At 56.2% G+C, this 22,053-nt stretch carries 17 protein-coding genes, 1 other RNA gene and 5 pseudogenes; 11 read left to right on the plus strand and 12 right to left on the minus strand.

Annotated elements, in window-relative coordinates; all coding sequences use genetic code 11:
* Window positions 1-236: 236 nt before the first annotated feature.
* Entirely contained in the window at window positions 237-1,088 is an 852-nt protein-coding gene (gene sul1, locus HMPREF1292_RS03815) for a sulfonamide-resistant dihydropteroate synthase Sul1 (protein WP_000946487.1), read from the minus strand.
* 101 nt (window positions 1,089-1,189) lie between these two features.
* Here sul1 and intI1 point away from each other — a divergent pair.
* A pseudogene (gene intI1, locus HMPREF1292_RS03820) lies at window positions 1,190-1,945 on the plus strand (class 1 integron integrase IntI1); the annotation flags it as partial.
* Window positions 1,946-1,999: 54 nt separating this feature from the next.
* On the opposite strand, the pseudogene HMPREF1292_RS11035 reads toward intI1, so the two are convergent.
* The 3 genes and pseudogenes from HMPREF1292_RS11035 to HMPREF1292_RS03835 all read right to left on the minus strand — a co-directional run.
* Window positions 2,000-2,176 (minus strand): annotated as a pseudogene (locus tag HMPREF1292_RS11035) (IS6 family transposase); the annotation flags it as partial.
* Between the two features lie 549 nt (window positions 2,177-2,725).
* Complete coding sequence (locus tag HMPREF1292_RS03830; protein ID WP_018121658.1) at window positions 2,726-3,874, minus strand: hypothetical protein; 1,149 nt, start codon at window positions 3,872-3,874, stop codon at window positions 2,726-2,728.
* Window positions 3,875-3,955: 81 nt separating this feature from the next.
* Window positions 3,956-4,288 (minus strand): annotated as a pseudogene (locus HMPREF1292_RS03835) (transposase); the annotation flags it as partial.
* A gap of 315 nt (window positions 4,289-4,603) precedes the next feature.
* On the opposite strand from HMPREF1292_RS03835, the gene HMPREF1292_RS03840 reads away from it, so the two are divergent.
* The 3 genes from HMPREF1292_RS03840 to HMPREF1292_RS03850 all read left to right on the plus strand — a co-directional run bounded on the left by HMPREF1292_RS03840 (window position 4,604) and on the right by HMPREF1292_RS03850 (window position 7,899).
* Window positions 4,604-4,831, plus strand: a complete 228-nt coding sequence (locus HMPREF1292_RS03840; protein WP_018121660.1) for a hypothetical protein — start codon at window positions 4,604-4,606, stop codon at window positions 4,829-4,831.
* Between the two features lie 156 nt (window positions 4,832-4,987).
* On the plus strand, window positions 4,988-6,136 hold the full coding sequence (locus tag HMPREF1292_RS03845; protein ID WP_018121661.1) for a hypothetical protein: 1,149 nt from the start codon (window positions 4,988-4,990) through the stop codon (window positions 6,134-6,136).
* Window positions 6,133-7,899: a hypothetical protein gene (locus HMPREF1292_RS03850; RefSeq protein ID WP_023018826.1), complete on the plus strand. Its 1,767-nt coding sequence runs from the start codon at window positions 6,133-6,135 to the stop codon at window positions 7,897-7,899. The genes HMPREF1292_RS03845 and HMPREF1292_RS03850 overlap by 4 nt, the downstream gene beginning before the upstream one ends.
* 488 nt (window positions 7,900-8,387) lie before the next feature.
* On the opposite strand, the pseudogene HMPREF1292_RS11230 reads toward HMPREF1292_RS03850, so the two are convergent.
* The 4 genes and pseudogenes from HMPREF1292_RS11230 to HMPREF1292_RS03865 all read right to left on the minus strand — a co-directional run.
* Window positions 8,388-8,805 (minus strand): annotated as a pseudogene (locus tag HMPREF1292_RS11230) (transposase family protein); the annotation flags it as partial.
* A gap of 164 nt (window positions 8,806-8,969) precedes the next feature.
* Complete coding sequence (gene erm, locus HMPREF1292_RS03860; RefSeq protein ID WP_016459102.1) at window positions 8,970-9,824, minus strand: 23S ribosomal RNA methyltransferase Erm; 855 nt, start codon at window positions 9,822-9,824, stop codon at window positions 8,970-8,972.
* A gap of 99 nt (window positions 9,825-9,923) precedes the next feature.
* Window positions 9,924-9,989, minus strand: coding sequence for an erythromycin resistance leader peptide (locus tag HMPREF1292_RS11550; RefSeq protein ID WP_071569110.1), 66 nt, complete (start codon window positions 9,987-9,989; stop codon window positions 9,924-9,926).
* An 81-nt stretch (window positions 9,990-10,070) separates the two neighbouring features.
* Complete coding sequence (locus HMPREF1292_RS03865; protein ID WP_011069225.1) at window positions 10,071-10,781, minus strand: IS6-like element IS1628 family transposase; 711 nt, start codon at window positions 10,779-10,781, stop codon at window positions 10,071-10,073.
* 307 nt (window positions 10,782-11,088) lie between these two features.
* Here HMPREF1292_RS03865 and HMPREF1292_RS03870 point away from each other — a divergent pair, with 307 nt between their 5' ends.
* The 3 genes and pseudogenes from HMPREF1292_RS03870 to HMPREF1292_RS10740 all read left to right on the plus strand — a co-directional run.
* Window positions 11,089-11,574, plus strand: a complete 486-nt coding sequence (locus HMPREF1292_RS03870) for an Rrf2 family transcriptional regulator (RefSeq protein ID WP_023018828.1) — start codon at window positions 11,089-11,091, stop codon at window positions 11,572-11,574.
* A gap of 19 nt (window positions 11,575-11,593) precedes the next feature.
* A complete protein-coding gene (locus HMPREF1292_RS03875) occupies window positions 11,594-12,802 on the plus strand; it encodes a globin domain-containing protein (protein ID WP_021353505.1) in 1,209 nt (402 codons plus the stop codon).
* 21 nt (window positions 12,803-12,823) lie between these two features.
* A pseudogene (locus HMPREF1292_RS10740) lies at window positions 12,824-13,584 on the plus strand (amino acid--tRNA ligase-related protein); the annotation flags it as partial.
* Window positions 13,585-13,922: 338 nt separating this feature from the next.
* On the opposite strand, the gene HMPREF1292_RS03885 reads toward HMPREF1292_RS10740, so the two are convergent.
* Window positions 13,923-14,738, minus strand: coding sequence for a hypothetical protein (locus tag HMPREF1292_RS03885; protein ID WP_023018832.1), 816 nt, complete (start codon window positions 14,736-14,738; stop codon window positions 13,923-13,925).
* A 132-nt stretch (window positions 14,739-14,870) separates the two neighbouring features.
* Window positions 14,871-14,965: signal recognition particle sRNA small type (ffs, locus tag HMPREF1292_RS10745), an RNA gene on the minus strand.
* Between the two features lie 132 nt (window positions 14,966-15,097).
* Between ffs and HMPREF1292_RS03890 the strand changes: the two genes are divergently transcribed.
* From HMPREF1292_RS03890 to HMPREF1292_RS03900, 3 genes are all read left to right on the plus strand, one after another.
* The gene (locus HMPREF1292_RS03890) at window positions 15,098-16,471 is read left to right on the plus strand and encodes a YibE/F family protein (RefSeq protein ID WP_023018834.1); all 1,374 of its coding nucleotides are present in this window, start codon (window positions 15,098-15,100) and stop codon (window positions 16,469-16,471) included.
* A gap of 137 nt (window positions 16,472-16,608) precedes the next feature.
* Window positions 16,609-18,180 (plus strand): ATP-binding protein, encoded by a 1,572-nt coding sequence (locus tag HMPREF1292_RS03895; RefSeq protein ID WP_023018835.1) that lies wholly within the window; start codon window positions 16,609-16,611, stop codon window positions 18,178-18,180.
* 122 nt (window positions 18,181-18,302) lie between these two features.
* Complete coding sequence (locus HMPREF1292_RS03900) at window positions 18,303-18,695, plus strand: hypothetical protein (RefSeq protein WP_023018836.1); 393 nt, start codon at window positions 18,303-18,305, stop codon at window positions 18,693-18,695.
* Between the two features lie 74 nt (window positions 18,696-18,769).
* On the opposite strand, the gene HMPREF1292_RS03905 is transcribed toward HMPREF1292_RS03900, so the two are convergent.
* The gene (locus HMPREF1292_RS03905) at window positions 18,770-19,684 is read right to left on the minus strand and encodes a siderophore-interacting protein (RefSeq protein ID WP_023018837.1); all 915 of its coding nucleotides are present in this window, start codon (window positions 19,682-19,684) and stop codon (window positions 18,770-18,772) included.
* A 94-nt stretch (window positions 19,685-19,778) separates the two neighbouring features.
* Window positions 19,779-20,900: a glycosyltransferase family 4 protein gene (locus HMPREF1292_RS03910; RefSeq protein ID WP_034645076.1), complete on the minus strand. Its 1,122-nt coding sequence runs from the start codon at window positions 20,898-20,900 to the stop codon at window positions 19,779-19,781.
* A gap of 405 nt (window positions 20,901-21,305) precedes the next feature.
* On the opposite strand from HMPREF1292_RS03910, the gene HMPREF1292_RS03920 reads away from it, so the two are divergent.
* Window positions 21,306-22,016: an IS6-like element IS1628 family transposase gene (locus HMPREF1292_RS03920; RefSeq protein WP_011069225.1), complete on the plus strand. Its 711-nt coding sequence runs from the start codon at window positions 21,306-21,308 to the stop codon at window positions 22,014-22,016.
* Window positions 22,017-22,053 lie beyond the last annotated feature (37 nt).

Raw genomic sequence — 22,053 nt, forward strand, 5'->3', positions numbered from 1 at the left:
GCGTTCCCTTGGCGGACATCCACGCCGCAGCGTCGTGCATCAGCCGCACAACCTCGTCGATATCACCCGAGCAGGCGACCCGAACGTTCGGAGGCTCCTCGCTGTCCATTCGCTCCCCTGGCGCGGTATGAACCGCCGCCTCATAGTGCAGTTTGATCCTGACGAGCCCAGCATGTCTGCGCCCACCTTCGCGGAACCTGACCAGGGTCCGCTAGCGGGCGGCCGGAAGGTGAATGCTAGGCATGATCTAACCCTCGGTCTCTGGCGTCGCGACTGCGAAATTTCGCGAGGGTTTCCGAGAAGGTGATTGCGCTTCGCAGATCTCCAGGCGCGTGGGTGCGGACGTAGTCAGCGCCATTGCCGATCGCGTGAAGTTCCGCCGCAAGGCTCGCTGGACCCAGATCCTTTACAGGAAGGCCAACGGTGGCGCCCAAGAAGGATTTCCGCGACACCGAGACCAATAGCGGAAGCCCCAACGCCGACTTCAGCTTTTGAAGGTTCGACAGCACGTGCAGCGATGTTTCCGGTGCGGGGCTCAAGAAAAATCCCATCCCCGGATCGAGGATGAGCCGGTCGGCAGCGACCCCGCTCCGTCGCAAGGCGGAAACCCGCGCCTCGAAGAACCGCACAATCTCGTCGAGCGCGTCTTCGGGTCGAAGGTGACCGGTGCGGGTGGCGATGCCATCCCGCTGCGCTGAGTGCATAACCACCAGCCTGCAGTCCGCCTCAGCAATATCGGGATAGAGCGCAGGGTCAGGAAATCCTTGGATATCGTTCAGGTAGCCCACGCCGCGCTTGAGCGCATAGCGCTGGGTTTCCGGTTGGAAGCTGTCGATTGAAACACGGTGCATCTGATCGGACAGGGCGTCTAAGAGCGGCGCAATACGTCTGATCTCATCGGCCGGCGATACAGGCCTCGCGTCCGGATGGCTGGCGGCCGGTCCGACATCCACGACGTCTGATCCGACTCGCAGCATTTCGATCGCCGCGGTGACAGCGCCGGCGGGGTCTAGCCGCCGGCTCTCATCGAAGAAGGAGTCCTCGGTGAGATTCAGAATGCCGAACACCGTCACCCTGCTGCGTAACATCGTTGCTGCTCCATAACATCAAACATCGACCCACGGCGTAACGCGCTTGCTGCTTGGATGCCCGAGGCATAGACTGTACAAAAAAACAGTCATAACAAGCCATGAAAACCGCCACTGCGCCGTTACCACCGCTGCGTTCGGTCAAGGTTCTGGACCAGTTGCGTGAGCGCATACGCTACTTGCATTATAGCTTACGAACCGAACAGGCTTATGTCCACTGGGTTCGTGCCTTCATCCGTTTCCACGGTGTGCGTCACCCGGCAACCTTGGGCAGCAGCGAAGTCGAGGCATTTCTGTCCTGGCTGGCGAACGAGCGCAAGGTTTCGGTCTCCACGCATCGTCAGGCATTGGCGGCCTTGCTGTTCTTCTACGGCAAGGTGCTGTGCACGGATCTGCCCTGGCTTCAGGAGATCGGAAGACCTCGGCCGTCGCGGCGCTTGCCGGTGGTGCTGACCCCGGATGAAGTGGTTCGCATCCTCGGTTTTCTGGAAGGCGAGCATCGTTTGTTCGCCCAGCTTCTGTATGGAACGGGCATGCGGATCAGTGAGGGTTTGCAACTGCGGGTCAAGGATCTGGATTTCGATCACGGCACGATCATCGTGCGGGAGGGCAAGGGCTCCAAGGATCGGGCCTTGATGTTACCCGAGAGCTTGGCACCCAGCCTGCGCGAGCAGCTGTCGCGTGCACGGGCATGGTGGCTGAAGGACCAGGCCGAGGGCCGCAGCGGCGTTGCGCTTCCCGACGCCCTTGAGCGGAAGTATCCGCGCGCCGGGCATTCCTGGCCGTGGTTCTGGGTTTTTGCGCAGCACACGCATTCGACCGATCCACGGAGCGGTGTCGTGCGTCGCCATCACATGGGCTCTGTTGCAAAGATTGGCGGCAGTCAGAGGTAGGCTGTCGCTCTGCGCCGATCAGGCGGCTGCTGCGAAATGGTGGTTGAGCATGCCCATGGCCTCCGTCAGCGCCGAGGGCCCAATGCCAAAAGCTCTCTCCACAAGGCGCACCTCGCCCCTGATGCCGGGCTGCAGGCACCAGGGGCGAGCCTGTCCTTTGCGCAGGGCTCGCATGACTTCGAATCCCTCGATTGTGTACACTGAGTGCTTCGGCAGGTCTTTTGGCTCTGAAATTACAGCCACGGGATGTCCGAAATAGTGTGCCATTATTGTGACTGTTTCACAATTAGCGAATTGACGATTGTGGACAGCGGGGGTTAGTTTTTCCAGACGATTTTGACTCGCGTGGGGTCGAATCGTTTGTTTCCGGCCGTTCCGGGAAGGATGTGGATCTCCATCATCAGCTGCGCAAGCCGTCACTTATCCTCCACCGAGGCTTTATTCCACCCCTGGCGGAAGTCCACATCCTCGTTGGGTAACGAGCACATCGCCTACTGCTGGCGGGAGATTAAAAAGGCGCGGTCAGCGGGCATGGAGGTGCGGGTCCATTGGGTTCGCAGCCACAGCGACCATGTTCTCAACGCGTTTGCGGACCACGCGGCGGTTAATGCTCGACGCTGCAAGCAGTGGGGGATACGAAAAAGCGTCTAAGCAAGTTCCGGTGGCGGATTCAAAAGGACCTGCGCGCGGCGCCCGAAGACATGGACGTGTGAAGTTTTGGTATGCCCTGACTGCCAAAGTGCTTTAAGAACGCCACTTATCAGCTGGACGATCTAGGAGTTGCGTGGCTTTTAGTCGTTTCACTCGGTCTGGGTTGATAGCGAGAAAATTTCCGGCCATCTTGAGATTTGGGCTGTATCCCTTGAATGAAAGTTTGCTCGAGGACTCCAGCTCTGGCCACATTCCGGCGGATTGAACGATAAGTTCGGGGTTCGCGCGTCGTTTACTCCAAAGCTCATTGGCATAGCGGAGAACTGAATGACAATACTGTGCGGTAGATTCAGTCAATCCGCTCAGGATCGTGTGAGCTGGTTGCATAAGGAGGAGGTCTTGGATTCCTTTTCGGGCAGTTCGGTACATCGATTCGCTTTCTGCCCACCCTGGTTGTAGATAAAAGGGTCGAATGACTGATTCACCCGGATTTTGATGGGGACCTTTCGTATGAGCGGTCCAGTTGACGAATGGGGCGCGGTGAACAATTGTGCTGCGATATTGCCTAAGCCAGGGGAGCCAATCTTCTGGACCATGCCTTTGCCAGTCTAGGAATAGTCCTAAGAGGTTGTTTTGTTCTTGTCTCCCGGCAGTTCCGACGTCGGCAAAAATTCCTGGGCGAAGTGTGTTGCCGGATTTCCCGTTTTTGTGAGCTTTGGCTGCGATATCTAAGATTCTGCCGCAGTCGGTATGGAGGAGTTTTTCTTTGAACCCGCCGACTGCGACTGTGACTGCTGCGAGCCGGTCTAGTGCTTGTGCGAGTGAGATGAGTGAATGGTCTTTAAATACGTGGAGCAGCTCGTTGTTTGGTGAATGAAAGACCGTGCTCAACTCTGGCGGAATTGGATCCCTCGCGCTACGGTCAGAGTTCTGGACATGGGCAATTTTCATATTCTGAGAGAGTTCGAGTTCTCTGAATTTTTCATTGCACAATGCGCTGGTGGACAGTGCTGTTTCGACACCGCTGATTGATGATAGGAGATACTCGCCGATTAGCGCGGAGTGCTTCCAATTGATTTGATCGGTCATCCATCCGATACCTGCCTTGTCCTCGTCGAGGTCGTTGAGGACGCTGTTGTACAACACTTGAGAGGCTCTTTTGGCGGCTTCGATGTGTGGTTTAGTCATGTTTCTATCAAACATCATTAGTTGAAGACGCGTCGCAGAAACGATGTCCTGCATAGACCTTAGGTCAAGTCCTGGGAAGTGGTGTATCTGGCTTTCGAGTATGTGGTTAGTTTCGGGGGCGGGGTTGGGTAAGCATTAGGCGGCGATCTCCTTGTCGTCGGTGGGAGTGTCGTCGACGAGGTTGGCAGCGATGATCTTCTTGGTCTGGGTCAGGCTTGTTAGCGATATGTAGCGTTTTTGCTGGATCCACTCATCGTGTTGTTTCGCAAGGACGGCCCCGACCGGCCGGATGACGGCTTCACGGTGTGGGAAGATCCCGACGACGTCGGTGCGACGTCGGATTTCTCGGTTGAGCCGTTCGGTGGGGTTATTGGACCAGGTCTTGGTCCATACCGGTTTCGGTGCGGTAGTAAAAGCTAACAGCTCATCGAGTGATTCCTCTAGGTAGTCGGCCACGTGAGGAAGCTTCTGCCCACAGAACTCTACATGCGGTATGGCAAACCTGCCTCAAGATGACGCGGGTGAAGTTGATCGGTGGTGGAAACTCAGACAAATGCGCAGGTAATTGAATGATTTGTTTTGTACCGGTTGGAGCCGGTAATCTATAAAAGCCCATGACGGGCCACGCTTTGACGTGAAGGTACACAACCCACACAGGGTTACTGATTTGAAGTGACTTTAATGTCACTACTGACCAGGATTTTTTCTGGCTGGCGCAGGCGTTTGTCTGTGTTCTCGTGGCACACCCGTGTCGCGAGTCGGTAGCTGTGTGAAGGAGGGTTGATGGAAATTCCGTCAGCGCATTTTGGCCGTAAGGCCCATCGGGTAGTGCCCGACGACGCGATTGTGCGCGTCGAATTACGCTTGCCTGCGCCATTCGTGGCGAAGCTTTCTACTGAGTCAGCGAAGCGCGGGTGCTCCATGTCGCATGTGATGACGCAGTGGCTTTCCGAAGCAGGTCGCTTCCGTGGTGATGATAGTCAGGGTGCAGGGGGTGCATCTGTGACCTAAGACTGCTTATCGGACAAATCCGAAAACAAATTCAGGGCCCGATCCTGCAAGATCGTGCCCTGCGGTCACGAAAATTTTTGTCGAAATTTTCGTGAGTATATCCATTCAACACGTTCTACCTATGTGAAGGAGATGGCTCAATCTTGTCATGCCTAAATGCGTTTTGCAATCGCGAATTTTCCAGTGCTCCCGTCGTCGTGGAATCGGGGTGCGATCATGGGGCGTTTTAAGGCCTTAGCAGCAGCACCAAGCTCCGAACCAACCAAGAGTGGTCGAGCTGGTGGTACGGCGACGTTGACGGTGGTGGCCGGAGATATAGCACCTGAGCGTGTGCGACGCTTGACCCGCCGGACCGTCCCTGATGCAGATCGGTATGCCCGACTTCGGGATGTGGGGATCCGGCGTCCTGTAGGCCCGTTGCGTTCGCAGGCAATCGAGAGGGCCGCGCTGGTCCAGGCCCATACGCGCGAGCTTGATGAGGTCGCCGATGCGAAAGCGTGCCGCGTGTTAGCGCGGTATCTGTACGACGAGGGGCTGGTATATGGTGTGGTCGATGAGGAGCGAGCCTTGGTCAGGGAGGCTGTCGATCGATGGCTTTTTAGAGATGACGTTTTCAATCGTCGAGCACAGCGCACCTATCGCACTATACTGTACGCCGCAGGTAGGGCACTGTATCCGAACCAATTTCCAGAGCCGCACCGCTCACGCGGTCCGCGTCGGAAGGCTGTCGCGCCAGCTTCCGAGCCACTGGCAGATGAGCTGTACGCCATCGTGCCCTCGCTGAGCGGCTCTTTGCGCCAGCAGCTGCTCGTGATTTTGGATCTCACCACCGGAGCGGGTTTGTCGGCAGGAGAAATCCGACGTCTCCGCGGAACCGATATCACTGCGCTAGAACTTCAGGAAAGAACCGTCGTCGTTGTTGCGGTACGCAAAAAGGGCGTGGTTAGTCGGGTGGTGCCGGTCGTGTGCCCTATTCGTGGGCACCGTCTGCTCACCCGCGCCCAAGAGGCTGGCGGTGGGTTCGTCTTTCCCTGTGTGGGGCAGACCATGCCACGCAACGCAATTTGTCATGTTGCAGATAGGTTGGATGAGCAGGGTTTTCCGCGTTTTAATGCGGCCGCATTGCGAAATCGTTGGGTGGTCGATTTGGCCACAGATCCGGCTATACCCGCAGCAATGCTGCTTAAGCTCGCTGGCATCGCGGATTTACGGATTCTGCACGACCTGGATGAATCGCTGCCGGACTATTCGTCCGCGGATATCGCGCATGCGCTGCTGCGGACCAAGGAGGCTGCAGAGGTATGACGATCGCACTACAGGAACAAAAGTTGACCTTTTCGCGCACCTACCTGGAGGAATGCGCACAAGTGATCGACAAATCTGGAGCACATACGTTCATCGATTTTTATCGACGGCAGGCAAAAGGAATCGGTGGGCGCACGGCAACTGGCCCACGCTACTCCATCTTTGCCGTCTTAACGATAGGACTAGCGCTGATTGGTACTCAACGTGCGCCGTCCATGGCAGAGATCTGGCGTACCCTCTGGGATCTGGATAGCGACACTCAGCAGCGACTGGGTCTTGACCTGCACGGATATAGTGGGGAAGGAACCTACCGCGCATTCGCCATGTGGCTGACCAGATATCTGGAACCGCTGGATTCTCTACCGGATATCCGTGCCCGCCGAGACAAAAACGGAGCTCATCGTCAAACGATGGCTGCGCGGACCGAGGAGCAGCAGCAGGCCTCAGTGGTCGCCAGTGAGCGCCTCCACCAAGTTGTTAATGCCATCGTAGCTGGGTCTATCGATGACCCGTCCCCGTCGGGATACAAGGGCGACGTGGTTGCGGATGAGACGATCATCGATTTGGCTGGTCAATCCCAAGGGCTGGGCAGCCGCGACGATAAGCAACGCGGTGCAGCATACTCCGGCGCCTTCTACATCCGCGATCGCGAGGACCACTCCCTGCATGCCGAGGCCGGAAGCCGACGCATCACCAAAGGCGGTGTAGGCCTCGGTGTGACTGCAGTCAGTCGGGTCGGGCCACCCCAGGCGGTCTATGGCATACCGTCGGTGATCACCGCCATATCAATCGACAAACCAAGCTCCGGGTCGGTGATGAGCTTGGAGCTTGCTCTTCGCTTCCACCAAGAAAATGGCTTTGACCAGCGCACGAAACGCGGTCGGATCCCTTTTCTCACCGTGGACATGGGCTACAACGTCAAACGTCAGTTTTCTGATGTTGTACTCGATGCGGGGTACGCGCCTATTGTGCGGTATCCAATCTCGTGGCGCACCATCATGGCCTCAGATGCGCCAGGAACGACTGACATGTCGAGCGGCCCAGTCCAGATCGCAGGCGATTTCTACTGCCCCATGGCCCGTCACCTGGCAGGTGACGGGAAAATCACCCGCCGTACTGTGGATCTTCTCGACGAACCGGACGGTTTCGAACAGCATGATGCACAGATGGAAGCCCTATTTCCACTGCTGATGGGCACGAATTCGCGTCCGTATCGTAAACGGGCGACCCGCGGTAGACCCAGTAAACAAGAAGTTGAAGGTGATCTTCCGGTGAAAATCGATCTGGTTTGTCCCGCCGTCCAAGGCAGGGTGAAATGCCCGCTTAAGCCGGCTTCCATGGTTTCTGCCGAAAATGGAGCCCCTACTGTTGCACCGTCCTGGGATGCCACACGGTACCGGTGCTGCTCAAGCTCGAGTATTACTCAAACCTACACGCCTGAGCAGTGGAAACGGGCCCAGTGGGGGCTAGTGCCAGGCTCGTGGGAGCACACCGTCTACTACGAATCCGCACGTGCCATTACTGAACAACGGTTTTCCATTATGAAATCCCACTACGTCACAGGTATGGATAACCTGAGGCGCGGCGTTCGGCGAGAGCCAATGCTCTATATCACCATTGCTCTGTGGATAGCTGCAACAAATCGGGCTATTCAGGATTCATACGCTAGGCGGCGGCCATCGGAGGATTCGATGAAAAAGCGCCTGCGCATGATTGAAGAAGACCTTGGTCGTACCCCGGTAAAGGCTCCACCTCGAACCTAAAAGGTCTGGAAACTATTTAGCACGCATGTACTAACACTCGTCCTGCTTCGGCAGGGCGAGTTTCTTCTGCCGTCAACGGGAGGGCAAAAGTAAAAAAGTTTGCTTGCTGAGGCCACTTATAGCACGGTCTTTCATCGACTTTTTGGCCTAGTTGAGGCGGAATTTATTCTCGGGAGATTACATAAGTGCTGCTCGGGAGCTGTACACAAGAATTACCGTGTGACCATGGGATGTGAACAGCACACCATGAGCAGTTGAACAAACTGCACCACCGGAAGTAACAAACTCGAAAGGGTATGTTACCTCCGGTTTCTTTCATTTTTCAATCTTTGAGGTGCGAAGATTGCACGCGTGGGGATTGAGGGTGTGAATCCCACTGTCGTGGGTTTGATGAGGTAGTCGATGTTGCGGAAGCTTTGGCATCGGCGTGCGTTGTGCTCCGTACGTTGTTTCAAAAACGGGTTTCATCAAACGGAACAAAACCTGGGACACTTCATATCCCACCCCAGGCCTAATGACTTGGGTGCAGCGGCAACGCTCATCCGATTTAGGCAGAGTCGTTGCAGGATCCAGTGGGTCACCTGGTCCGTGGTCTTTGAATTGTCGGGCGTGCAGGCAAGGCCAGCACGGAAGATCTTCTGCAAGCAACGCTTGTTGGTGCACCGGTAGCGTGGAAGGCGCACATGAAGTTGTTGGGTGGCCGACGATGGGCAGATCGACCAGGCTGCGGATGACGTGGTCGCGGAATACTCCAGGCTGCCCGCAGGTAGGGCATTCATTGATCGGCTCGACGGGTTCGGCTTCAATAACAGTGACGTCACCGTTTTCTGTGGCACCGGTGATAGTAGTTCCTAGTTTTGCGGTGCGGCAGATGGTATCGACGATGACATTTCCGTTAGGCTGCACAGTAGGTCCTTAGTTTTGTACGGATGGATTAGATACCTTTTTCCTACAAAGCCAAGGACCCCAATATCTTGTGCCACGCCCGAACCCCCGGCGAACTAATCAATGCACTCTAAAACCGGAAGAGCCCTTTTAGTACTACTGGTGGATTTCGGTTTTGGTGGGGATTAACGCCGCCGGCTTCGGTTTTTCCGTTGAGGAGGTCGTTGACTACTTCCCGATGGTGAAATGGGTCGATGGTGAGGTAGAGAGGAACCAGTCACCTGGAAGAGATCGATCCAGTCGTTGGTGTGCAATCTGGGAGGTAGGGTCGCGGGGTCGATTCCTCGCGAGCGCAACCATGATTGTGTTTCTGAACGTGATGAAAACAACCCTGCCCTTCGGAGAATTTCCCCTATCCCGCGTCCCCGGGCAGTGAAAACGGTGTGCACCATCGCCTGAAAGGCTTTGCGCTGCTCTATCGGAATCTTCGGGTCACCCACCCGGCGGATCACTAAGATCCCCCCGTCAACGTTTGGCTGTGGCCGGAAAGCAGGCCTTGGTACCCGAGAACCCAGGTGAAATGTGAACCATGGGGACCACTGAGCCGTCATCATCGTGCTTGCGCCTACCCCGGCCCGGCGGCGAGCGACTTCCCACTGCATGAGGAGTACAGCGTCAGTCCATGCTGGCGCATGCAGCAACTTTCGAAGAATGGCAGTGGTGAGGTGAAAGGGAATGTTTCCCACAATGACGCAGGGAGTGGCGGGTAACCGGAAGTTAAGGAAATCATCATGGACCACTTCGACCGCCGCCGAGGAGGTTTCTTGTGTGATTTTGGCAGCTAGTTTTGCGTCCACTTCAACTGCCGTTATCGCCCTCCCCAAGTGGGCCATCGGGTGAGTGAGGGCACCGCTTCCTGGTCCGATCTCAATGATGGGGCCGGAGGTTTGTTTCACAAGGTCGATGATGGAGTTGATGATCTTGTGGTTGGTGAGAAAATTTTGGCCATGCTCGTGACGGCCGTGTCCGTATGCAGACATCAGGTGTGCTCCTTGGATTTGAAAGGGAGCCGGGCATGACAAATAGCCGCCCGGCTAAAGGACCGGAGCGGTTTTTAACCTACGGGGTAGGAAACCGCCTTAGCGGTTGGTGCGCAACCGCAAGAAAGCGGTACCTGAAATCAACATGGGTCTAATTATATCCATTTAAAGGTGCTGTTGCAACTTGGGGCGGGAGCCAAGAAAGCTCCGTTTTTATTGTGTGATCAACGCTATGTGCCTGTGTTGTCAGGCCGTCTCGAATACCCGGCTAACAATCACTGCATCCGGATTCGGGTGACCATAGGCAAACATCGTGCCCTGCCCCTTCCGCAATGAGTGCATCGCTTCCATCCCTTTCAACGTCCGGTAGGCAGACGTTTGGTTTTTGAATGCTCCTTTCGGCCCCAGGATCCGCTTTAACCGGCCATGATCGCCTTCAATGACGTTGTTGAGGTATTTCACCCGACGATGCTCGACCGTCGATGGACAGACGCCTTCCGCCTTCAGCTCAGAGATTGCCCTGGCGAGTGAGGGGGCCTTGTCGGTGCTGATCACCCGCGGATAGCCTGCCGATTTATTCGACCGCAGCGTCTTCGCCAGGAAACGCTTCGCTGCCGCGACGTTGCGTTTTGGTGAGAGGTAGAAGTCCAGGGTCTGGCCACCTGCGGTGATTGCCCGATAGAGGTAGCACCACTTTCCCCCGACCCGGATATAGGTCTCATCCACCCGCCAGGACCTGGCCTGCCAGTCAGGAACTTGCCGATACCACCGGGTCTTCTTATCCAGCTCAGGAGCATATTTCTGCACCCAGCGGTAGATCGTGGTGTGATCGACCGGCACTCCCCGCTCGGTCATCATCTCTTCGAGGTCGCGATAGCTCACGCCGTAGCGGCAGTACCACCGCACCGCCCACAGGATGATTTCACGAGGGAACTGCCGACCGGAGAAGATGCCCATGGACCTGATTATTCCACGCCGGTCTTCCTACTGCCCCAACTTTGCAACAGCACCGTGTGAACGAACATAAATATAGCTCGCCTAATCGGGTGGACAGGCTATGAACCTTCGGGGCCCTGATGTGGAACTGCTAACAACGTAATGGGATAGCCCGTTAGGGGATGAGGGGTAGTGCCGGCGGTGGTTAGGGCATTAAAAAACGTCGCATTGACTCTGAAAAAATGCGGAAATGTTGCGTTGGCTACAAACCACAATAAAAGATGCATCTGAGATAGATCTTTTATTGATTGACGCTTAGGGTGGAATTATGCACTTGACCACGTTCGCAGATCTGGGCTTGCGGACCCTCATGGTTTTAGGGGATCTGCAGCCAGGACAGAGAGTGACGATCTCTGATCTCGCGACGCGCATCAACGGATCAACCAACCACGTGGCAAAGGTAAACGCCCGCTTGGTTGAACTGGGATGGGTAGCTGCCGTGCGGGGCAGAAACGGTGGAGTGTATCTGGCGGATGACACCCGCCAAGCAAGCGTGGGAAAAATCCTGCGCCAATTGGAAGGCCCCGGCGAAGTCGTGGATTGCGAAGGGGGCCAAAACTGCCCTCTGGCCTCGCGCGACTGTGCTCTCCGGAGCCGCCTTGCTGCCGCCCGTGAAGCCTTCTTTGCGGAGCTGGATGGAGACACAATTGGCGACTTGATCGCGAATACCGCGCCCGCGCCATTCGGAGAAAACCCAACACGACAGGCTCTGGGCTTACCGCGCACTCAGCAGAGCTCTGGCGTGACGGCATAAGGAGTTCGAAGCAAACACCATGTATATCTCAACTCAGCCACAGACGACCGACATCGCCCTGACCCCCGAAAACGAAGAGATCGTCAAGGCGACCCTGCCCATCGTCGGCGGTGCAATCGAAGACATCGCTCCCGTCTTTTACCGCACCATGTTCGGCAAGCATCCGGAACTGATTTCGGACCTGTTTAATCGCGGCAACCAGCGCTCCGGCGAGCAGCAGAAAGCCTTGGCCGCCTCGATTGCTACCTTCGCCTCCATGCTGGTCACCCCGGATGCCCCGGACCCGCGCGACATGCTCTCTCGCATCGGCCACAAGCACGTCTCTCTCGGTATCACCGAGGCCCAGTACCAGATCGTGCACGACAACCTGTTCGCCGCGATTGTTGAAGTGCTGGGTGAGGACGTAGTCACCCCCGAGGTCGCCGCTGCCTGGGATGAGGTCTACTGGCTAATGGCCAAGGTCCTCATCGACTTCGAACGCAACCTCTACCGCTCCGCCGACGTGGCCGACGGCGACGTCTTCCGTACCGTGACCCTGCAGGAGAAAAAGCAGCTTTCCGACAATGTCGTGGAGTTCACCTTCAGTGGTGTGGACTTCAGTGATGCGCTACCTGGCCAGTATGTTTCCGTCGGTGTACAGCTCCCAGATGGTGCTCGCCAGCTGCGCCAATACTCGATCGTCGGCACCACTGCGGAAAGCTTCACCATCGCCGTGCAGCGCGATGGTGAGGTCAGCTCCTTCCTCATGGATGAGGTGGAAATCGACGGGAAGGTGCAAGCCACACTTCCGGCTGGCGACCTGGTGCTGCAGGAAGACGACGCGCCCGCGGTGCTCGTCTCTCAGGGAATCGGTTCGACCCCAATGACCGGCATGCTGGCCGCACTGGTTGCCCGCTCTGCCTCCAGCGCGGTACCCGCCGTCACCGTTATTCATGCGGACGCCACCCCAGACTCCTACGCTCAACGCGACATCACGGACTCCCACGTTGTCGGCCTGGCCGATAAGGGCGAAGCCCGCCATATCGCCCGCTACCGCGACAATGGAGAATCGGTCGATCTGAAGGCACTGGCCGAAGAGGGGCTGATCCCGCAGGGCGCCCGCTGGTACCTCTGTGGTGGCAGCAACTTCCTGCAGAACCAGCGCGACCAGCTGGCCGAAAACGCCGATGCGCTGGCACCGAAGGGAATCCACTTCGAGCTGTTTAGCCCTAATGACTGGTTGATTTAAGGTGCGCAAGACTTATGACCCGTGACTGACGCATCGAAAACCCCAGCTTTCAACGTTCCAGAACAGCTTCGCATCCGGCGCGACAAGCGTCAGCGGATTCTCGAATCCGGGAGGATGCCTACCCAGTAGAAGTGCCGCGGACCCGCTCCCTGTCCGAGGTTCGCGCACGTTGGGCTGTGCGGAAAGATGACGGCGAAGCGGAAGCTACGTCGGCGGAGAATGAGGGCATCACTTACCTCGCCACAGGCGAAGAAACCCAAGATGTCGACCTCGGTGACTTCATCGGGGTGACCGGTCGCGTTATTGCCTCCCTCCGGGGCGAGCTATCCGTGATGGCCAGCGAGTGGGTCATAGCCGCGAAGTCCCTGCGCCCGCTACCCGTGGCCTTCGCTGAAATGAACGAAGAAACGCGCGTGCGATAGCGCTACAACGATCTGGATATCGACCTGTACCTGCGCATTGCTCCAGAGCTATTCCTCAAGCGCGCTGTGGTCGGCGGCATAGATCGCGTCTTCGAGATCAACCGCAACTTCCGCAACGAGGGCGTAGATAAGTCGCACTCCCCGGAGTTTGCAATGCTCGAGACTTACGCTGCCTGGGTCGACCACGACGACTGTGCCCGCACCACCCGCGAGTCCACCCAGTACATCGTGGAGCAGCTAAACAAAGGCACCGACCTGGAGGGCACTGGCAAGGTTCGCCTGGCAGACGGCACCGAATACGACTTCGGTGGCGAGTGGAAAGAAATTGAAATGTATCCCTCGCTGAACGAGCCGCTTGCAGCAATCCTGCTATTCCGCCTCACCTTGTACCTGCTTCCAGCTATAGTGCAGGCGAGGAGAGGATTCGAATATGGACAATCGCCCCAATAGCCGCATTCACTTCGTCGTGCACGAGGCCTTGAGGCCCCCGGGGCTTATGCGCAATGGGCGCAAGCTCGTGGCCATGAGCTGTCCTACTCACGTGTATATGAAGGTGATGGGCTGCCAGCTCCGGATCATTTCGACTGGTTGATTGTGATGGGCTGGCCGCAATCACCAACCACCACGACGGCGGAATGTCCGCACTTCGTTTTGTCGTTTAACCCCCAACAGTGATCGTGAGCTCTTGCGTTAAGTTCTCACATAGTGCGTGACCGCCACGCCTCAGCAACCGAATCAAGGAAAGAATTTCTGTCGTCGCAGTAAATTTCGACTGCAGTCACATCGACCCGTCCTTTGTGCAGGTCTTCCGCCGAGACCGGTGGCTCCATCTCAAGTCTGACGTTAACTTCGCTCAGAACTGGGAGCCTAACTTCTCCGTCTTCATTGATAATGATGTCACCGCCCTGCCCGGGACCAGCCTTTTGCGCCCGTGCCAGGTTTTCCCATGGAATCTCACACACGAATCTGTGGCCACGTCGAATTTTTAAGCCCCGCGGTGTGAGAAGATGCGGATTGACCTTAATAGAAGTGTAAAACCCGATTAATAATAAGAGTGCGTAGATGCTCACCACCAGCAGCAGAAGGCGCCAAAATTGGCTTGGCACAGCCAGGTGTATGACAATGATTTCAACGATGACTAGAGCGACGATTAAGGTAACCACGGTTCGTAGGTTCTTGTACCCGGGGTGAGCGTCGACACCGGCAGGGGAAGAGGGACGTATAAAAATTTTGGTGAGCGACCACAGCGAACTGATCTCCGAAACCAGCAAAGCCAGTGCCAGTCTAGAAACCCCGAAACGTCCGGCAGTTTGAGAGAGTGAAACCGACCAAGATCCTTTCTTCCGCCGGTCCATAGCCATCCCAACAAACAACAGCATGAAAGCTACGGCGATGACGGAGATAGGGGCTAATACCCACCAGCCAGAGAGTGACGGCAACGTCACCGAGAGGGTCACCACTGCGATTTCGGAAATGACTCCGAGAGCCAGCAGCGTTCTAAACACGGTTTTCATTTATTTTCTCTCGTTACTACTCGGGTGCACGACTTTGCCGGTTAACCCTTGTCGTTTAACCCTTGTCGTTTAACCCGACTTTGTCGCATATCCCCATAACCCGCATAACCCAACCCTTACAAAGCAGGTAACAAAAACGGACCCCGCGCACCCGCCAGAGCCTCCGTACCCTTGCTGCATTCCTGCCCTGGGGGAGTTGAGAGGATGAACGCCACGCGAGATCCTGCAGACAAACCTACCACATCGCCACCGCTGTGGTCTAACCTCACGGCATCACGAGACCACGGAAACATGCACTGAACCAACGCTCTGCCACCAGATTTTTAGGCAACACTGCACGCAGGCGATATTCTTAGCCCATGGGTCGCCATCACCGCACTAGTTCGTCGCAGTCCGCACAATCGCTGCTTGCACAGCAAAAACAGTCCGCCAACCAAGCAGCGCCCGCCCCGCAAACAACGGAGACCACACGGCCGGGCCAACAATCGGCGCAACCCGAACATCAGCCATCCGGTCGCAGCCTCAGCGCCATCAAAACCTGGACGTGGCCTCAGCGCGTACTCGCAGCCGGGCTCATCCTCGCGGCTGCGGCGACCATCATTGGGTTTATCATCCAATGGCCGCCCAACGAAGAACCCCCAGTCAGCGAACAATTCGAACAGACGTCCTCACTTTCCGGTGAGCTTGTCGACGGCACCGTCGCCATCGTCCAGCCCGGTATGTGCGGCTCCCCGTCGAATGGCCAGGTCTTCGAAACGTCACCACAGACGAACCCTGCTGCATCCAACGATTGCACCCACGCGATTATCGACCTAACTTCCGGCGAGCATGAAGGTCAACGCACGCTGCTGGAGATTCACCCAGAAATCCCAGGCAATCCGCAATTGGAAGAGGGCGACAAGATCGCTCTTTCCAAGCACGACGCCGGCAGCTATGGTTTTCAAGATTTCCAACGCAGCACCACTATGTGGCTCTGGCTGGCAGCAGCGGTCATCCTGATCATCGCGGTTGGCGCCTGGCGCGGCCTACGCGCGGTATTCGGCCTGGTCATCACCCTGGCTGTGATCGCGGCGTTTCTTATTCCCGGGCTCATCCACGGTGGTTCCGCTATTCTGCTCGCCCTCACCTGCGGCGCCGCGGTGCTGTTCTTGGTGCTGTTTTTGGTACATGGTTTCAGCTGGAAAACCGCTAGTGCCATGGGCGGCACACTGTTGGCATTGTGCCTATCCGTAGGCTTGTCGACGCTTGCGGTGGCCACCGCCGGCATCCGCGGCCTGGGCGATGAAAACAACTTGAATATCCTGATCTACCTGCCGGGAGTCAGCATTTCCGGGTTGATGCTCGCAGGCATGATCATTGGTGCGCTCGGTGTTCTGAACGACGTCACCATCGCGCAGGCCTCCACCGTCAACGAAATGCGTGAACTGGAACCCGGCGCGAAACCTCTACGCTTGTTCGCTGGTGCCATGCGCGTCGGCCGTGACCATATTGCGTCGATGGTATACACGCTGGTTTTAAGCTATACGGGTGTGGCCTTGCCGACGCTTTTGCTGCTGAGTATTTCTGGTCGTCCGCTGGGGCAAATTCTCAGCAGTGACATCATGGCTACGGAAATTCTGCGTTCGGTGACCGGCGCGATTGCCCTGGTCTTGGCGGTTCCACTCACCACCGCCATTGCGGCTTTGACTGTACGCGCCCCTGCCGCCGTCGATGCTGCCCCGCGGGAAGCATAAATGAGCAACCGACATACGACACCTACATACAACATAGGACATACGACAGGCGGCGCAGAACATACGCCACTGAACACAAGACATAGTGTCGTATGTGTAGTATGTTTATCATGAATCACACTTAAGGGGGTTGTTTCATGATCGACATCAACGCTATTCACGAAAAAATCGCATCACTACGAGCACTCGGAACAGACACACAAGACGTCGAAGTTAAAGCTGCATTCGGGGGCTTGCCCAAAGAGTTACCGGAAACTATTTCCGCATTCGCTAATGGCAATGGCGGTTTACTCATCCTTGGGCTCGACGAGAACAATAATTTCACTACCTCGGAAAAATTCGATGCCCAGGCCATCACCGACGGCCTACAAAATACGGCCGCCACCAAGGTCTATCCGGCAATTCGTCCGTTATTCATCGAGACTATCCCTATCGACGGTCATTCCATTGTCGTCGCACAAATTCCAGCTATTGCAGACTACGACAAACCCGCGTATGTCACGAATAAGGGAATGTACCGTGGATCATATATTCGTACCGCTGATGGCGACCACTTGTTGCAGCGTTATGAAATTGACCGGCTATTGGAACAATCTCATCAGCCGTCGTGGGATTTGGAGATTGTGCACCGCGCAAGCCTGGATGATCTTGACGACGAGCTCACAAACCGCATCATTGCGCGCGAGAAAGAAATACACCCACGAATTTTCGGCAAAGCAAGTACGTTGCAGGCCATGCACCGGCTCAACATCATAGCCACTGATTCTGTTGGCACGGTTCGCCCAACCCTGGCTGGCTTGCTTGCTCTTGGAACCTACCCACAGCAATTTTTTCCACAGCTATCGATTACCTTCACCCATTATCGTGGCATAACTAAGGCCAGCGACGCATCCGGAATCCGCTACACGGATACATTGACCATTGAAGGGCCGATACCGCTGTTGATCGAAGAGGCTACCCGCAAGGTGCAGGCGGCCTCGCCCCGGGGCGCTATCATGCGCGGGGCATTTCGGTATGATCTTTTTGATTTCCCGCCGGTTGCGGTACGAGAAGCCATTACCAATGCTGTCATGCACCGCGATTATTCACCGGAAGCTCGTGGCACACAGGTCCAAGTAGATTTGTTCGCCGACCGCTTGGAGGTCCGTAATCCAGGTGGACTGTACGGCGCTGTCACTGTCGATACTTTGGGAACGGATGGCATTTCGAGTTCACGGAATCTTGCACTATCACGCATTTTAGAATCCACGCCGTATCTTGACGACGGCTTCGTGGCCGAAAATCGCGGCTCCGGCTACCAAGAGATTTTAGATAAATTGCACCGCGACCTCCTGCCGCCACCGGAAGTTCGGAACAGTCTTACACGCTTCGCTTTGCTGTTTTATAAGCGCGGCGAGACAGAACACACAACGCTCACAAAACACGCGGAATCCTCAGCTCATGCGCATTCCATAGCGCACTCTAAGCCCGCGGCAAATAGCTCCACACGCGAGGCGATTGTGGATTACTTGCGCGCGCATGATTCTGCCAGCACCAAAGAACTAGCCGACGCTGCGGATGTGACCGCAGAAACTATCCGCCGTAGTCTCCGCCAGTTATTAACCGAAAATCTTGTGAGCACTACAGCCCCGCAGCGGAGCCCGAAACAGCGTTACCGGTTGGTGCAATTGGCACCCTGCAGTACCCCGGGTTTTGTTCCGTCTGAGTAGATGGAAAAGCTGGACTATGCCCAAAAATTGCTCAACCGAGCGGCACGTCCAGCATGGCATCATCACTTCTACCGGAACCTGCGACCCCCTCGGGAAGGTTGACAAAACTCAAGGAGAAAATTATGAAACCAGCTATTGTTTCACCCGGTTTTTGTCGCAACATTGGTCATTATTGCTGCCACTGGATGACTTATATATCGCTGGGGATGTTAGCGGTCTCTTCGTCTCTATGGGCTATCTACATGCAAGACAACGCAATTGTGCTTGTTGGCCTGCTTTTTGGGACAGCGCTCACCGCCTGGCAGATTCATCATTACAGAACAACGATTCCAACCGCTGTTAATTCCATTGCGATAGCTGCCGGAGCTCTGTCAGCCTTAGGCTTTGTAGTCCGGGAGAACTTTTCAAGTTCTGCAATTGCATTCCTTAGCTTTGGCACTGCTGGTGCATTAATCGCCTACGTTGTTTTCGCCGCTGTAATGATTATCAAATCCCAGCAAAAGTCAAGACCATAGAAATTATCAAACTCCTCAAGCTCAGCAGCATCATGGTCAGTCAACTTTTGGGTCAGCCGCGCAACGCAGCAAAGCTATTTCCGTTGACTGCGTAGCGCGCGTTCTTCGTCTTCGACGCTTTGATTGAACTCCATCTTGGATGCCTGCCATTCATCTTCGGTCATGCGCAAGCGCCAATACCCAGAAATGGAAGTGTCCTCTTTCGCGACATTGCCGTCCACGTACAAAAACTTTCGGACGTCTTTGATCATTTCGGCAACACCATGGACAAACCAGCTGGTTCGCTTCGCTGGGTAACCGGCCTCACGGATAGCAGAAACCAAAGCAGTTCCTGGCATGCGCCCATCCCGCAGCACCCAATGTAGGTTGGCGCCAGCAGGTTCCGGCATGGGCACGGTGCACTCTGCATCGGCGATCTCCAGGTACACATCAGCAGTGGTGTTGTCCGGCAGGTTTTCCAACGCGGCGGCAATCGCAGGTGCTGCGGCTTCATCACCAGCCAAGACAAAATGTTCGTAGTCATCGCTTGGGTGCCACTTGCCACCAGGCCCCAGAAAACCGATGCGTTCACCGATCTCCGCGTTCTGCGCCCACACCCCGGCAACGCCGTGCTCGCCATGCACCACAAAATCGATCTCAAAATCTCCTGTGGCCGGATCAATTCGGCGGAAAGTGTAGGTCCGGCGCACCGGCTGGTGCTCCCTCGGCTGGGTTTTCTTTACCTCTTCTACGTCAAACGGCCAACTATAGTCAGCCCCTGCTGGCGCAAAAAGCAGCTTGACATAGTGGTCAGTGAACGGAAATTCGCCTCCGGCCAAGCTTGGGCAAGAAAAACTGAGGCGCACCATCGTGCGGGATAACTGAGTACGCCCCGTGACGGTGGCTTCCCGTACTTGCCGTTTTTTCTTTGGCTTTTCCGACTTCTCTGGCTTCGCGGTATTGTTCACTAGCTTCTCTTCAGCTGTCGCGTTCATCTCCGAGGAATTCATAAAGCATAGCCTACCTTTCCAGAACACAGCCGACCTCGTCTACGCCACTTCGGCAAACCCCATCAGAGACAAAACCCAGCAGCGACAAACCCCATCAACCGCGCCGAGAATCTGCAGCGACTACATCTTCCAATAAAGCGGCAAAGCGCTGACCAGTCTTTTCCCACGAAAACTGTTCCGCGAATTTCCTCGCACCCGCACCGAGCTGTGCACGCAAGGAGTCGTCGTCAAGAATTTTTTGCAGCTGTACCGCCAGTTCCTCTGGAGTATCAGCGAGCAATCCAGTGCGCCCGTGCCCGACGGAATCACGCAGGCCAAAGCTATAACCGACTGTCGGGACGGCATGCTTACCTGCTTCGACGACGGCTAAACCCCAGCCTTCTTTCCGCGACGGCATCACATGCACTTCGGCACGCTCCAATAATGCGTGCTTGTAGTCGTCGGTGACTTGCCCATGAAAAAACACGCGCTCGCCCACCCCAGACGCCGCCGCGTAGGCCCGCAATTTGTCTTCCCACCAGCCCGAACCGATGACATCCAGCACGACGTCGTCGGCAAGCTCAGCCGCTCCGTCCAACCCAGCTAGCGCATCGATGGCGTGCTCGATTTGTTTATGCGGAACCAGCCGCGACAGCGTGACAATGTGCACCCCACGACGCTCCAAGCGCGGTATGAGCGCGGGCACCTCATCCACACCGTTTTCAATGATCGCAGCATCCGGCACCCCGAGGGACTGTAAATCCTCCTTGGAGGCCTGCGAAACAGTCACATAGGGCGCGCCCCGGTACACCTTCGGCGCGATTTTCGATTCCAACAACCAACCAACCCGCGCCAGCACCGGCCCAGCAACCGGCCATTGTTCCTTGTGCCAGTGGTGCGTGAGCAGCACCGTTGGGCGAAACACCAAGCGCGCAAAAAAAGGAATTCCATTTTGCGTATCGACGACCACATCAAGGTTCGCCAACGTGCCCAGCCCCAGCTTGCCGACGAGTATGCCCAACAGTGCTTTCGGATACACCGTGAACTTCCCGCCGCTGCGTGAATAACGCACGCCATCGCGCACCGAACGCCGTGGCATATCAGTGTGCGCCGCGGATCGGTAAATCACCTCATGCCCTGCTCGCGCAAGGTATTCCCCTACCCGCTCCAAATACAGCTCGGAACCGCCACCTTGCGGGTGGGTGGAATCGCGCCAGCACAGCAATAAGATCTTCATATTCCGTACCAGCTTAGCGGGGTAGGGCTGCATCCACATCAGAAGGACTAGAACTATACGCAGTCAGCACAAAACACTGGCCCGAAATATTCCCCGAGCTGCCAGACTACTTGTGAATGGGGCCATTCTTAATTAGTGGAACCTGATTACCGTACGTGCGAACCTTTTTTAATTCCATGACAAATGCAACCAAAAGATTGAGAAAGAAGAGAGCAAACGCAGAGTAAATATAGGTGACCATTGTTCCAAGTCCAATGAACGAATCAGGATATTCGCTAGCTTCAACAGCAGCCATAGGCACTGCAAGGCCTGCGGCGACAGCAATCGATGCGAGTACACAACCCCGAAAAGGGTGCTGTTGCAAAGTTGGGGCAGTAGGAAGACCGGCGTGGAATAATCAGGTCCATGGGCATCTTCTCCGGTCGGCAGTTCCCTCGTGAAATCATCCTGTGGGCGGTGCGGTGGTACTGCCGCTACGGCGTGAGCTATCGCGACCTCGAAGAGATGATGACCGAGCGGGGAGTGCCGGTCGATCACACCACGATCTACCGCTGGGTGCAGAAATATGCTCCTGAGCTGGATAAGAAGACCCGGTGGTATCGGCAAGTTCCTGACTGGCAGGCCAGGTCCTGGCGGGTGGATGAGACCTATATCCGGGTCGGGGGAAAGTGGTGCTACCTCTATCGGGCAATCACCGCAGGTGGCCAGACCCTGGACTTCTACCTCTCACCAAAACGCAACGTCGCGGCAGCGAAGCGTTTCCTGGCGAAGACGCTGCGGTCGAATAAATCGGCAGGCTATCCGCGGGTGATCAGCACCGACAAGGCCCCCTCACTCGCCAGGGCAATCTCTGAGCTGAAGGCGGAAGGCGTCTGTCCATCGACGGTCGAGCATCGTCGGGTGAAATACCTCAACAACGTCATTGAAGGCGATCATGGCCGGTTAAAGCGGATCCTGGGGCCGAAAGGAGCATTCAAAAACCAAACGTCTGCCTACCGGACGTTGAAAGGGATGGAAGCGATGCACTCATTGCGGAAGGGGCAGGGCACGATGTTTGCCTATGGTCACCCGAATCCGGATGCAGTGATTGTTAGCCGGGTATTCGAGACGGCCTGACAACACAGGCACATAGCGTTGATCACACAATAAAAAC

Source organism: Corynebacterium sp. KPL1995 (assembly GCF_000477935.1).
In the GTDB taxonomy this organism is placed as follows: Bacteria; Actinomycetota; Actinomycetes; order Mycobacteriales; family Mycobacteriaceae; genus Corynebacterium; species Corynebacterium pseudodiphtheriticum.